This window comes from Salegentibacter sp. 24, from assembly GCF_004362395.1.
Taxonomy (GTDB): Bacteria; Bacteroidota; Bacteroidia; order Flavobacteriales; family Flavobacteriaceae; genus Salegentibacter.
This window is the reverse complement of the sequence record NZ_SNWE01000013.1, coordinates 47,903-60,827: the sequence shown is the minus strand read 5'-3', so window position 1 is coordinate 60,827 and position 12,925 is coordinate 47,903. Positions and strand designations below refer to the sequence as shown.

The 12,925-nt window shown below is 39.4% G+C and carries 12 protein-coding genes and 2 tRNA genes; 10 read left to right on the top strand and 4 right to left on the bottom strand.

What is annotated here, in order from left to right; all coding sequences use genetic code 11:
* Positions 1–116 precede the first annotated feature (116 nt).
* Together DET49_RS10720 and DET49_RS10715 are read right to left on the bottom strand one after the other, a co-directional pair.
* Complete coding sequence (locus tag DET49_RS10720) at positions 117–1,622, bottom strand: OmpP1/FadL family transporter (protein WP_133548103.1); 1,506 nt, start codon at positions 1,620–1,622, stop codon at positions 117–119.
* 143 nt (positions 1,623–1,765) lie between these two features.
* Positions 1,766–2,878, bottom strand: coding sequence for a hypothetical protein (locus DET49_RS10715; protein ID WP_133548102.1), 1,113 nt, complete (start codon positions 2,876–2,878; stop codon positions 1,766–1,768).
* A gap of 111 nt (positions 2,879–2,989) precedes the next feature.
* Between DET49_RS10715 and proS the strand changes: the two genes are divergently transcribed.
* The 4 genes from proS to rpsT all read left to right on the top strand — a co-directional run bounded on the left by proS (position 2,990) and on the right by rpsT (position 5,034).
* On the top strand, positions 2,990–4,468 hold the full coding sequence (proS, locus tag DET49_RS10710; protein ID WP_133548101.1) for a proline--tRNA ligase: 1,479 nt from the start codon (positions 2,990–2,992) through the stop codon (positions 4,466–4,468).
* A gap of 78 nt (positions 4,469–4,546) precedes the next feature.
* Positions 4,547–4,618, top strand: a tRNA-Glu gene (locus tag DET49_RS10705).
* A gap of 66 nt (positions 4,619–4,684) precedes the next feature.
* A tRNA-Glu gene (locus DET49_RS10700) sits at positions 4,685–4,756 on the top strand.
* Between the two features lie 29 nt (positions 4,757–4,785).
* Positions 4,786–5,034, top strand: coding sequence for a 30S ribosomal protein S20 (gene rpsT / locus DET49_RS10695; protein ID WP_133548100.1), 249 nt, complete (start codon positions 4,786–4,788; stop codon positions 5,032–5,034).
* An 82-nt stretch (positions 5,035–5,116) separates the two neighbouring features.
* Here rpsT and DET49_RS10690 read toward each other — a convergent pair whose 3' ends face one another.
* A complete protein-coding gene (locus DET49_RS10690; protein ID WP_133548099.1) occupies positions 5,117–6,031 on the bottom strand; it encodes a glutaminase in 915 nt (304 codons plus the stop codon).
* 3 nt (positions 6,032–6,034) lie between these two features.
* Entirely contained in the window at positions 6,035–6,742 is a 708-nt protein-coding gene (pepE, locus tag DET49_RS10685; protein WP_133548098.1) for a dipeptidase PepE, read from the bottom strand.
* Between the two features lie 141 nt (positions 6,743–6,883).
* On the opposite strand from pepE, the gene DET49_RS10680 reads away from it, so the two are divergent.
* The 6 genes from DET49_RS10680 (at position 6,884) to DET49_RS10655 (ending at position 12,899) form a co-directional block, all read left to right on the top strand.
* A complete protein-coding gene (locus DET49_RS10680) occupies positions 6,884–7,681 on the top strand; it encodes a hypothetical protein (protein ID WP_133548097.1) in 798 nt (265 codons plus the stop codon).
* Positions 7,682–7,704: 23 nt separating this feature from the next.
* Entirely contained in the window at positions 7,705–8,472 is a 768-nt protein-coding gene (locus DET49_RS10675; protein ID WP_133548096.1) for a hypothetical protein, read from the top strand.
* Positions 8,469–9,215: a hypothetical protein gene (locus tag DET49_RS10670; protein ID WP_133548095.1), complete on the top strand. Its 747-nt coding sequence runs from the start codon at positions 8,469–8,471 to the stop codon at positions 9,213–9,215. Before DET49_RS10675 ends, DET49_RS10670 begins: the two co-directional genes overlap by 4 nt.
* Entirely contained in the window at positions 9,196–9,996 is an 801-nt protein-coding gene (locus DET49_RS10665; RefSeq protein WP_166636571.1) for a hypothetical protein, read from the top strand. Before DET49_RS10670 ends, DET49_RS10665 begins: the two co-directional genes overlap by 20 nt.
* A gap of 29 nt (positions 9,997–10,025) precedes the next feature.
* A complete protein-coding gene (locus DET49_RS10660) occupies positions 10,026–10,529 on the top strand; it encodes a DUF6702 family protein (protein WP_133548093.1) in 504 nt (167 codons plus the stop codon).
* Positions 10,530–10,592: 63 nt separating this feature from the next.
* Positions 10,593–12,899 carry a M1 family metallopeptidase gene (locus DET49_RS10655; RefSeq protein ID WP_133548092.1) on the top strand — a complete coding sequence of 769 codons (2,307 nt, stop codon included), beginning with the start codon at positions 10,593–10,595 and terminating at the stop codon, positions 12,897–12,899.
* Positions 12,900–12,925 lie beyond the last annotated feature (26 nt).

Below are 12,925 nucleotides of genomic sequence, written 5' to 3'. Positions count from 1 at the left end.
TCTAAGTTACTGATAAATAGCGGTATATTGAGTAAATTTTGTTTTTTTTTACAAAACTATTCATAAAAAAACGCCCAAAGCGGGCGTTTCTCATTTTCAAAAGATCTCTTTACCTACTATAAACCGAAGCTTATAGAAAGAATTACATTGGAAAGCTCCCTGTCTATATTGGCCGCGTTGGTTAATCCGGTTTGGTAGAGTCTTTGATTTTCCTGGTAGCTGGCATTGGTATAGGCCAGGTCTAATTTCATACTCCCAAAATTATAACCCAACCCAGCTGAATACCCAGTAAGGTCGCCTACAGTAGATTCGTCGGCGTAGGGACTCTGCTCATAGCGATAGCCTCCTCTTAAACTCCAGTTACTAATTCTGTATTCCCCACCAAGTCTAAAAGTAGATACTGCCTGAAGCTCATTGGAGATAAGTTCATTTTGAAATTCGAATTCAGGATCGTCTAAAGGTTTAAATTCAGTAGTAGAATAATCCTTATAAGAATAATCAAAACTAATCAATCCTTTGGAGCCAAAAAGTACAGCCAGGCTTCCGGTAAGTTTCCCCGGGGTTTTCAAAGTGTAATCCGGATAAACGTTTAGAACATTTGGATTTATCACAACTCGCTCATCTGCAGTGTTGTTGGTTTCAAGATATTGTGTGGATTCTTCAATTATATTGAACCAGGTTGGAGATTGATATGCGGCTCCAACTCTTAACCTGTCGCTTACTTTTGCAATTGCGCCAAGTTGAAAAGAGAAACCATCTCCCACAGTGCTTAAATTGTTATTGAATAATACGGTGTTGGTAGCACTGTTTGGATTATCATTGGTTTCGCGAAACCTTGTCGATCGCTCGTAATTAAGAAAATGGGTGTTTAAATTGGCACCTAGATAGAGGAAGTCCTTGTACTGGGTTCCGAAATTAAAAGAAAATTTCCCATTTAAACCAGTGGATACAGAACGATATTCCTGGTTGAAATCACCCGGACCTATAAATGAATTATAGGATATGTTTTCAGGAGAATCAACAGCCTGATCGATGATATATCCCTGGTAGCCCAAAAATGCCTGTTGCACCCCGAAGCCTTCGTTTTCTCCCAGGTAGGAATATAGATCTGAAATGCTTTCCCCTTCCCGGGTTTGTAAAAGATCCAAGGGTACCCCATTTGCGTAGTTTAAAAAGTAGCTGTCAATGGAAGTCTGGCTGATTCCGCGGGCTACAAAAGCATCATCGAAATTACTGGTTGCTCCGTAATTTAAACCTAAGCTAAATTTTTTCCAGGGGCTGTCATTGCGCGAATCGAAGACCAGGACCCCACCGGCCTGATTGAAATCAATATCCGAACTTTCACTAGAGGTGCGTGTTCCAAAGTAATTTACTTTTCTATTGGATGCAGTATGATCTAAAGTAATGGTTCCAAATGAATTTAAAAATACAGCTGAACTTGCTGGATTCACCGTAATAGCCGATAGGTCGCCGCCCAGGGCTCCAAAGGCACCACTTAATGCTCTGAATCTTGCAGTTCCATTTAATTCTTCCGCGCTATACCTATAGGCATCGGTAATGTTTTGAGATAGGGCATTTCCCGTGATAAAAAGGAGACCCATTATTAAAAATATCTTCTTCATAATTTTCTTTTAATCCCCAACAAGGGGTGTTTTCTCGGAATAGAACCGAAGTTTGAATTGATGAGTTTAGAAAAAACCTTACAGGATAAACTGTAAGGTCGGATCTATAATTTTTATTCTATAATTTTAAGTACAGAAGTCTGTTATCTTCTGCCTCCCCCTCTGGAAGAGGATCTTCCACCCGAACTTCTGGTACCGGAGCTTCTGGAACTACTGCTGCTACTTCTAACGGTTCCACTACTTCTGGAAGAAGTATTTGAAGACCGATTATAGGTAGGGGTGGATCTGGAGCTTCTAGTCGACCTGTTTATAGATGAATTTCTTCTTGAAGATGAAGTGTTAACTCGCACAGGTTCACTTCTTCTGTTAGAACGGGAATACACATTGTCGTTATTGTCATAACTCCTGGAGTAACTTCTGGTTCTATCAGCATCCCGGTTGCTTCTTATAGCTCGTATGCTTCTGGAATAAGAAGATTCATTATCTCTGAGGCCAGTATTATTTCTACTACTGGAGCCGTAATCAGAATAACTTGCTCTGCGCCCAGAATTATAGGCTATATCGCTGTAATTGTTGCGGTGGGGATAATTATTACGATGGTAATAGTAAGGGTTATTTACGTATCCTCTTCCCCAGTAAGGGCTATAGAATGCGCCAAAACCATATCCAAAAGGATTACCCCAGCCCCAGCCGGGACCGTATGCTAAACCAGCGCCCCAAGGGCCAAAACCTCCACCCCAGTAGGCTGGGCCATAAAATGGATCCCAAAAGAAGGGGTCACCCCAGTAACCACCAAAGCCATACCCATAGCCGTAATTGTTCCAGCGCCAAGGGTTATAGAGTCCGCCATAGAAACCATTGTTGTAAAAATTAATGGTGTATTGGTCCGGATCCTCGCCCCATGGTGCATTTCCACCAACATAATCTGGCTGTTGGCCATCATAGGTTTCTTCTCCTTCGAGACTTTCGGCTGAAGAATAAGATTCTACATCAGTAAAGATGATGTTATCGGCCATTTGCCCGTAAAATTCTGATTTTTCTGAAAAAAGGTTCTTGTAATAGGTGTTTCCCTGGTCCTCATCATTGTCAGCATATTGAGATGGCTCTTCAGAGTCTGATTGCCGCTGATCAGAACCGCTGTAGATTCCGTCTTGGTAACCGGTGTACTGGTAAGAACCGCAAGATGCTAACAATAGCAATAACACAGGAGCAACTAAAAGAATTGCTTTTCTTGGGAAGTCGTATTTGCGTATCATTAGCGTATTATTTTATTGTTGAACATTACAAAAATAGTTAGTTTTGCGCTAACTAAACCTGCATTTAGATTGTGTTTAACAAAATCACAAGATTTATGCCAAATTCATAAAATGAGTAAAAAGTTAACCAAGAGAAGCGAAGATTATTCAAAATGGTATAATGAATTGGTAGTGAAAGCCGATTTAGCTGAAAATTCCGCAGTTCGGGGTTGTATGGTAATCAAGCCATACGGATTTGCCATTTGGGAGAAAATGCAGGCCCAACTCGATAAAATGTTTAAAGAAACCGGGCATCAGAATGCTTATTTCCCTCTTTTTGTTCCCAAGCACCTGTTTGAAGCTGAAGAAAAAAATGCCGAGGGATTCGCCAAGGAATGTGCTGTAGTTACTCATTATAGATTAAAGACCGACCCAAACGATAAATCCAAATTAATTGTTGATCCCGATGCGAAACTGGAAGAAGAACTGGTGGTAAGGCCGACTTCGGAAGCCATTATCTGGAATACCTATAAAAACTGGATCCAGTCCTATAGGGATCTTCCTATAAAAATAAACCAATGGGCCAACGTGGTTCGATGGGAAATGCGAACCCGGTTATTCTTAAGGACTTCAGAATTTCTTTGGCAGGAGGGTCACACCGCCCATGCTACCAAACAGGAAGCCCTGGAAGAAACCGAGTTAATGAATAATATTTATGCGGAATTTGCCGAGAAATTTATGGCCATGCCGGTTATAAAAGGAAGCAAAACAGAAAGTGAGCGTTTTGCAGGGGCGGTGGAAACTTATTGTATTGAGGCCATGATGCAGGATGGAAAAGCCCTGCAAGCCGGAACTTCCCATTTTTTAGGACAAAACTTTGCAAAAGCTTTTGATGTAAAATTCACCTCCAAGGAGGGGAAGTTAGAAAATGTTTGGGCGACTTCCTGGGGGGTTTCCACTCGTTTGATGGGTGCCCTTATTATGACCCACAGTGATGACAATGGGTTGGTGCTTCCTCCAAATTTAGCCCCTACACAGGTTGTCATTGTTCCTATATATAAAGGAGAAGAACAACTGGAAGCAATTTCTAAGGTAGCCAATAAACTAGAGAGCGATCTAAGGCAAGCCGGTATTTCGGTAAAATATGATGACAGGGATACTCAAAAACCAGGATGGAAGTTTGCACAATATGAATTACAGGGGGTGCCCATTAGATTAGCTATCGGCCCTAAAGATCTTGAAAAAGGAAGTGTGGAACTTGCAAGAAGGGATACTTTGACCAAAGAATTCATAGACCAAAGTGAAGTCGTGGAGAAGGTGAAGGATTTAATGGTGGAGATCCAGGAGGCATTATTTGAAAAGGCCAATTCTTTTCGGGAGGAGCATATCACCAAGGTAGATTCTTTTGATGAATTTAAAAAAGTTTTAAAATCCAAAGGCGGATTTATTGCAGCACATTGGGACGGAACTACAGAGACCGAAAATAAAATTAAAGGTCTTACCAAGGCCACAATTCGCTGTATACCATTTGATTCCGAAAAAGAGTCGGGAAGCTGTGTGCTTACTGGGAAACCTTCTGTACAAAGAGTGCTTTTTGCAAAGGCTTATTAAATTTTAAATTTTTTTTGTGGAACTCTTGTGCCATTCAAAAATAGTTGTATTTTTGCATCCGCATTGAAACAAAAAAATGGTCCGTTCGTCTAGGGGTTAGGACGCCAGGTTTTCATCCTGGTAACAGGGGTTCGATTCCCCTACGGACTACAAAAAGACACAGGTTTTAGTCTTGTGTTTTTAAAGTCCTGAAAAGGCAATTTGAAATAAATTAATGGTCCGTTCGTCTAGGGGTTAGGACGCCAGGTTTTCATCCTGGTAACAGGGGTTCGATTCCCCTACGGACTACTTTAAAAAATAATTAAAGCAATTTTGTAATGGCAAATCACAAGTCAGCATTGAAGAGGATACGTAGCAATGAGACTAAACGTCTTAGAAACCGCTACCAGCACAAAACTACCAGAAACGCAATTAAGAAATTGAAAGATTCTGAGAAGAAAGAAGCTGAAGCTCTTTTGCCTTCTGTTATCTCAATGGTAGATAAATTGGCGAAGAAAAACATTATACACGACAATAAAGCTGCGAATTTAAAATCGCAACTAGCAAAGCACGTAGCCGCGCTTTAAGAATTATTACAGTGTTCAATTATAAAAAAATGCTTTCTGCGTTTGCGGAAAGCATTTTTTTATTTTTAATCGTTTTTTGGGATTAAAAAACCGAAAGACCGGTCAGGGTAGTAAGTCGTTCTAAGGCTTTCATACCTAATTCCGAATTACCTTTTTCATTCAAAATAGGGCTCCATACGGCAACGGAATACTGATCCGGATGAATAGCCACAATACCACCGCCAACACCACTTTTACCGGGTAGGCCAACTTCAAAACTAAATTCTCCGGCTTCATCATAAAAGCCACAGGTTTGCATTAAAGAATTGATCCTTTTTACCGTGGTAGGCGTTAAAATTTCCTCATCCGTGCCTAGTATTTTCCCCTTATTAGCAAAGATCATAAAGGCCTGTGATAACTGTTTGCAGGACATCGCCAGGGAACACAGATGAAAATAGAAATCCACAATAGGTTCTACTTCACATTTAATATTCCCGAGAGCCTTCATATAGTTTACCAGGGCAACATTTCTATAACCGGTAGATCGTTCCGAAGCTGCAATTTTAGGATCAAAATTAATGCTATTATCCTCAGTTATTTTCCGAACAAAATCCAGTAATTCCTGTTTGGGATCTTCCAGTTGATCCACCAAAATATCTGAAATTACCAGTGCCCCGGCATTGATAAATGGGTTTCGGGGTACACCGCTTTCATATTCCAATTGGCTTAAGGAATTAAACGGATCTCCCGAGGGTTCAACATCCACCCTGTCCCAAAGATCTTCACCCATAATTCGCATGGCCATAGAAAGGCTGAAAACCTTTGATATACTTTGAATGGAAAATAGCTCTTCACTATCTCCGAAACTAAAATGTTGGCGATCTCCGCAATAAACGTGCATCCCAAATTTTCTTGGATCTACCTTGGCAAGTTCTGGAATGTAGGAGGCAACTTTGCCTGTTACATCCCGGTAACTGAGTTCGTCATTAATTGTATTTAATATCTTTTGGTAATTCATAGGTTAATTTAGTTCGCTTAAGTCTGTATTGGTTTCTACCTCGTAAGGTAATTTTTCTGATTCAAAAATACGAGCACTTAACTGGCCTTTTAACTCAACTTTATTATCCGAAATCATAAGCCAGCTACCTTCCCTGAGACCCACTACAGGTTGTGTATTTATTTTATGAAATTCTTCAATCCTGGTTTCCCTGGTTTCTCCTTTATGTGTTGACCCGGGATCCGGATCTAAATAATGCGGATTGATATTAAATGGCAATAGCCCTAAAGTTTGGAAGCTTGGCGGATAAACTATAGGCATATCATTTGTAGTTTGCATAGTTAGACCTGCAATATTCGTTCCGGCACTGGTGCCCATATATGCACAACCATTTTGAATGCATTCTTTTAAAGGCTGCATTAATTTTTTGCGGTAAAGTTCGAAAACCAGTAAAAAAGTATTCCCCCCTCCGGTAAAAATTCCTTTTGCAGAGGTAAGGGCTTTTTCCATATTTTCGAACTGGTGAATTCCGTAGAGCTCTATTCCGGCTTTTTTAAAAGTTTTAGCTGCTTTTTTTGTGTACTGATCGTGTGAGATTCCCCCTGGGCGGGCAAATGGAATGAATAGGACCTTATCAGCTTCACTAAAAAAACTTTCTATTTCCGGGATAAGATATTCTAAATAGTCCTGTCCATGTAATGTGGAGGTACTGGCTAATAATGCATTGCTCATTGATCGTGTTTTTCTGAGGTGAGTATAAGATTTCTTGCCTTAAAATTAGTCTAAATAGGGGTTTTAACAAAAGTTTACAAGCTGCTTTACTAAATATAAGAAGTAAGAATTGTTACTTTAATAGTAGCAAAGATCTTAACTATGATAAAAAATACATTATATATTGCATTACTTTTATTTAGTAGTATTTTATTAGCCCAGGAAAAAGAAAGGATGATGGTTAACGGGAAAATTATTGTTCCTGAAAATGACTCATCCGAAGGCATGACTATATTTAATCAAAATACAGCTAGCGGTACTATTGCTAATTCAGATGGAGAATTCAAACTTCGTGTAGCACTAAAGGATACCGTGGTGTTTTCGGCCTTGCAGTTCGAGAATTTTAGCGTGGTGGTGGATGAGGGGGTTATAAACTCCGGGGAAATGAATGTTTTTCTTACGGAAACCGTTACCGAATTGCCAGAAGTACTTCTTTCTGATAATGATCTTTCCGGTGATATAAGGGTAGACGTAGCTAGAATTCCGATTGCGGATCCTGAAGTTCCCAGGTATTCGGCAGCCGAATTAGATGCGATGAATATTAGAATGCAACCTGATTCTTTAATGGGTCCTGGAAGGAACGCGGCCCTGGCCGCTAGTAATACCAGACTGGTTAACGGACTTAATTTCGTGAATATTTTTAAATTACTTGTGGGTGCTGAGGTCGAGAATAATCCTTTCACCAAACAAGAGCTTGATGAGAAGTTACGTGCCTTATATGATGATGAATTTTTTAGGGTCAACCTCAATATAGAAAGAGATAACATCGACGATTTTATTTATTATGTTACCGATCACGGGTTGGATAAAGACTTGTTGGAAGATGGAAGAGAATTAAACCTTATCGAGTTTTTGATCGAAAAAAGTAAAGAATACAAAGCCTTTAATACCAGGGAATAGTTCCTGTTAACCATTATAATTCCATGAAATATTTTTTATTCGCCTTTCTGCTTTGCTTTTCATTTATTGTAAATGCTCAGGAAAAACAAATATTAACCGGTATAATTGAAGCCGACAGTATAGAGGCTCCCGTTCACATTATTAACCTTAGCCAGGAAAAAGGGAGCGTGAGTGACAAGGCCGGGAATTTCAAGATTGAAGTTACTGCCAGTGATCGGCTGTTAATATCTTCGGTTCAGTTTCAACGCAAGGAAATAGAAGTTACCGAAAAAATGCTTGGAGATAAATTCTTGAGGATAAAGCTGCAGCCGGCACTTACAGAGCTGGAACAGGTTAGAGTTCATAATCTTAGCGGTAACCTCGGAGCGGATATCGCAACAATTAAGGTGGTGGATATGCCGGTTATAAGTGTGCCCCCCACGGGATATACCACCTCCCCAGGCACCCCCAATGCTGCCTTTAATGCAAGTCAAACCCAGGCGCCCACAGGTGGTAATATTTTGGGTCTGGTGGGACTTATTGCCGGTAAGCCTAATTTCGGTACATTAGGCAAGACTGATACCCCGGTCAGAGCCGAAGAGCAAGTTGTTAACAGGCTGCGTAATAAATTCGATGATTATTTCTTCACCAATCATTTAAATATCGATTCCAGTCATATTTGGAATTTCCTTTCTTATATTTTTGAAAATGGATTTCAGAAGCGATTACTTGAGAAGGACAGGTCTTTAGAGCTGATCGTATATTTAGAAAAGAAAAGCAGGGAATATCTTGACTTTATTGAAAATAAATGAAAAGAAACGTTCTTTTTCTTCTCCTGCTGATTTTTATAACTCCTTTATTTTCGCAGCAACGCGCAGGAATCAAAGGAAAAATTCTTGTCGATTCTATTGATGCCCCGGTGCATATTATAAATATTACAGCTGAAAAAGGGACCCTAACACAAGCCAGTGGAGAATTTGAAATTGAGGTTAAGAAAAATGATCTGCTGTTATTTTCTTCCGTTGAGTTTGAGAAGAAAGAAATAATCATCACTTCTGAAATTTTAACCGCTGGATTTTTAGAAATAGCCTTACATAAGAATTTAACTGAACTAGATGAAGTTAGACTGCATCGGTTTAGTGGCAATCTAGCTAAAGATATTGAAGGTATAGAAACTTATGATCCAAGGGCCTTAGGTTTTCCTCTTTCTGATAAAAAGCCTCTGAGTATTGAAGAGCGAAAGTTGGTAGCCGTGACCAACCCTAACGATCCTGTAGGAGTAATTTACGGTATCATATCCGGGGAAAATAAAATGCTTAAAAAGGCAATAGAAAACAATAAGAGGAGCAATCTGGTTTATAAGGTTAGAGATATGTTGCCTGATGAGTTCTATAGAGAAACCCTTGCTTTAGATGAAAGTAAAATAATGGACTTCCTTTATTACTGTGCCCAAAAACCGATTTTCAAAGAAATAGTTAGTAAAGAAGCACCTTTGATGATCATAGAATTCCTCAAAGAAACAATCACCCCATATAATGAGTTTACCAAAGACTAATTCTTTCTATACTCTATTATTAATGCTCTTTAATTGCGTTGCATTCTCGCAGGAACCAACAGTGCTGTCGGGAAATCTTATGACTAAAAAACCTTTAACTTCTCCTGTACATATTATCAATCTCACTCAGGAGAAAGGTAATTTAAGTGAGCTTTCTGGGGCTTTTTCGGTGGAAGTAAATATTGGGGATGTTTTGTTGTTTTCTTCGGTTCAGTATAAGAAAGTTACTTTTAAAGTAACAAGGGAAAACCTCAACCCGGGAAATTTCACTATTAAATTGACTGAAGACCTTACCGAATTGGATGAAGTAAAGCTTCATAATCTCTCGGGAAACCTGGCTAGGGATATTTCAGGAATTAAAACTTTTAATAAATTCAGTTTAAATGCGCCTATGGCGAGAAAACCGCCTCCTACACAACTGGAAAGACAAACTTTCACTGCCACAACAGGCCCTGGGGGCAGTAAATTAAGTCTGCTTGGGGTATTGACAGGAAGGATTCCTTTAGTTCCAATAATGAACGAGATCAACGGTAGTTTAGATCGACTCAAACAAAGACAGGAGCATGCCGATTTAAGCTTTACAGTTGATAAAGCTATTTATATAGTTTCAGAGAATATCTTCATCGAAGTTTTCAAAATACCGAAAAATCAGGTAAGGAATTTTGTGTACTATTGTGCTGAAAATTACCAGTTGCAAATGCTGCTGGAAAATCCATTGGAATTACACGAGTTTTTCCGCTCTAAATCGAGTGAATTTAAAACATTTATTTCTTTGGATTAATATTTGTTATAACTACCAAAAAAACATTGATGAGAAAAATAAGTTTAATCCTGGCCAGCTTTTTTTTGCTCACGGCATTCAAATCCGGTGCCCACGAATTTTATTTAAGTGTTACGGAAATTGAATACAACAAAGAGGAGCAAAGCCTGCAAATTATTACCCGTGTTTTTATAGATGATTTTCAAAATGTTTTAAACCAGCGATATGGTTTAGACCTTCAATTATCCCAGGAAGCGGAAGAAGGAGAAATTAGAGAAAATATTGCCAAATATCTCGAACAAAAACTAAGGTTGAAAATCCCCGGGCAAAACCTGGAATTAAATTATTTAGGAAAGCAATACGAGGCCGACCAGCTGGTGCTTTATATCGAGGTTGAAAACGTAGCACCATTTAATCAAATCGAAGTCACCAACGAGATTTTGACCGATCTTTTTGATGATCAAAAAAATGTAGTCCATGTAAAGGTAGATGACAAGACAAAAAGTCTACTTCTGATGCGACAACAGGAGACAGAAAAACTTACTTTTCCCTAAATTATATTAGAAATCCTGAGAAAAATATTTATTTTTAGCAATCTTTAAATTAAAACATAATAAATGAACCAATTAAGACTCTTAAGTTTCGCTTTAGTGATGCTTTTTGTAGGAGGTGTTCAGGCCCAGGAAGCTGAGGCCGACCAGCAACCAAAACAAGAAGGTCACGAAAATAATAATAAATTTAAACAGCTTTACCAAACTTTTGCAACACCCAACCAATACCGCACCGGTGCTGGAGCTCCTGGAGAAGCCTACTATCAAAACCAGGCTGACTATAAAATGGATATCGTTCTGGACGATAAGAATACGCGTTTAGATGGAGAAGCTGAGGTAACTTATCATAATAACTCTCCAGACGAGTTAGAATATTTATGGGTGCAGTTAGACCAGAATGTAAGAAAAAAAGAGTCTCCAAGTGCAGAGCGTAACCCTAGCGGTATGAATCCTGTAGCTACTCCCCGACGCTTTGTTGAAGATCATTTGCAGAAGCCTTTTGATGGAGGCTTCAATATAGTGGAATTAACCCACGATGACCAGGATTTGGATTATACCATAAATCAAACGATGCTAAGAATTGATCTGGAAGAGCCTTTACAGCCCGGGGAATCTTTCGAATTTGATATCAAATGGTGGTATAATATCAACGATTATATAGTTTATAGCGGAAGAAGTGGTTATGAACATTTCCCGGAAGATGGCAATAATGCCTATGTTATAGCGCAATTCTTTCCAAGAATGGCGGTTTATAATGATGTTGAAGGCTGGCAAAATATGCAGTTCTGGGGCAGTGGAGAATTTGCGCTTCCCTTTGGAGACTACGAGGTAAATATTACTGTTCCTGCAGACCATATTATGGAGGCTACCGGAAAACTTCAAAACCGGGAAGAGGTTTATACTGAAGAGATGATGAACCGGTATGAAAAAGCAAAAAAATCATTCGACAAACCGGTGGTAGTTAGAACCCAGGAAGAAGCTGAAAAAGCGGAGAAATCCTTTTCCAACAAAACCAAGACCTGGAAATATAAAGCCGAAATGGTAAGGGATTTTGGATTTTCTACTTCAAGAAAATTTATTCTTGATATGATGGCTACCGATGTGATGGGAAAAGATGTTATGGCGGTTTCATTATATCCAAAAGAAGGTAATCCCTTATGGGAAAAATGGTCTACAAGAGCAGTGGCCAGCACCTTGAAATCCTATTCTGAAAAAACCTTTCAATACCCCTATCATAAAGCGGTTTCAGTTCACGCTAGAAGCCAGGGGATGGAATATCCTATGATATGTTGGAATTACGGTCGTCCCGATGAAGACGGCACGTATTCCGATAGGGTTAAATTCGGAATGATAAGTGTGATCATACACGAAGTAGGCCACAACTTTTTCCCGATGATCGTTAACAGTGATGAACGCCAGTACGGCTGGATGGACGAAGGTCTAAATACTTTTAGTCAATATATTGCCGAACAGGAATTCGGAGAAAAATATCCGGAAGCTATTGCTCCCCTGGAGCAATATCCTTCCCGAAGAGGGATCCCTGCTAAAATTGTTCCTTATATGAAAGGGAACCAGGATTATATTGCACCGATTATGGCCAACCCCGAGAATGTATACCAACTGGGTAATAATGCTTATGGTAAGCCGGCTACCGCACTGAATATTTTGCGTGAGACGGTAATGGGGAAAGAACTTTTTGATTATGCCTATGCGACCTATGCGAAACGTTGGATGTTTAAGCACCCAACCCCTGAAGATTTCTTCAGAACAATGGAAGATGCTTCAGCGGTAGATTTAGACTGGTATTGGAGAAGCTGGTTCTATACTACCGATAATGTAGATATGGGAATCAGAGAAGTTAAGGAGCTTTATATTACCGATAAGGCTACCAAAGAAGGAAAGGAATTTCTTGAACGTTACGGGGCAGATCCCCAGGAGATTGATGTTATTTATGTAGTAGCCGAAGATAGTGAGGATTTTGACCCAAGCTTAAAAGGAAAATCTGTATTAGAAAATTCTCCAACTCTAAATGAATATGTAATGGATAATTTTTCTGAGCAGGAAAGAGCAGAACTAAAAAATCCTAAGTATTTCTATCAGGTTACTTTTGAGAAACCAGGAGGAATCCCAATGCCATTGCTGGTTCAGTTAACCTATGCTGATGGTTCTACCGAGATGAAAAGGTACCCTGCACAGCTATGGAGAATGAACGATGAGGTGGTTACAAAATCATTAGCTACCAGTAAGGAAATAACCAAAATGGTTGTAGATCCCCATCTTGAAACAGCCGATGTTGATGTTAGCAACAACACCTGGCCAAAAGAAGAGACCACCAGTAAATTTGAAGAATTCAAAGAAAGTCTTGGAAATTAAAATATTTTAAGCCGACTTTAACGAGT

Coding starts and splice junctions, on each gene's coding strand:
- DET49_RS10720 (WP_133548103.1), bottom strand. CDS start 1,622: ATGAAGAAGATATTTTTAATAATGGGTCTCCTTTTTATCACGGGAAAT.
- pepE (WP_133548098.1), bottom strand. CDS start 6,742: ATGAGCAATGCATTATTAGCCAGTACCTCCACATTACATGGACAGGAC.
- DET49_RS10655 (WP_133548092.1), top strand. CDS start 10,593: ATGAACCAATTAAGACTCTTAAGTTTCGCTTTAGTGATGCTTTTTGTA.
- rpsT (WP_133548100.1), top strand. CDS start 4,786: ATGGCAAATCACAAGTCAGCATTGAAGAGGATACGTAGCAATGAGACT.
- DET49_RS10680 (WP_133548097.1), top strand. CDS start 6,884: ATGATAAAAAATACATTATATATTGCATTACTTTTATTTAGTAGTATT.
- DET49_RS10665 (WP_166636571.1), top strand. CDS start 9,196: ATGAGTTTACCAAAGACTAATTCTTTCTATACTCTATTATTAATGCTC.
- proS (WP_133548101.1), top strand. CDS start 2,990: ATGAGTAAAAAGTTAACCAAGAGAAGCGAAGATTATTCAAAATGGTAT.
- DET49_RS10715 (WP_133548102.1), bottom strand. CDS start 2,878: ATGATACGCAAATACGACTTCCCAAGAAAAGCAATTCTTTTAGTTGCT.
- DET49_RS10690 (WP_133548099.1), bottom strand. CDS start 6,031: ATGAATTACCAAAAGATATTAAATACAATTAATGACGAACTCAGTTAC.
- DET49_RS10675 (WP_133548096.1), top strand. CDS start 7,705: ATGAAATATTTTTTATTCGCCTTTCTGCTTTGCTTTTCATTTATTGTA.
- DET49_RS10660 (WP_133548093.1), top strand. CDS start 10,026: ATGAGAAAAATAAGTTTAATCCTGGCCAGCTTTTTTTTGCTCACGGCA.
- DET49_RS10670 (WP_133548095.1), top strand. CDS start 8,469: ATGAAAAGAAACGTTCTTTTTCTTCTCCTGCTGATTTTTATAACTCCT.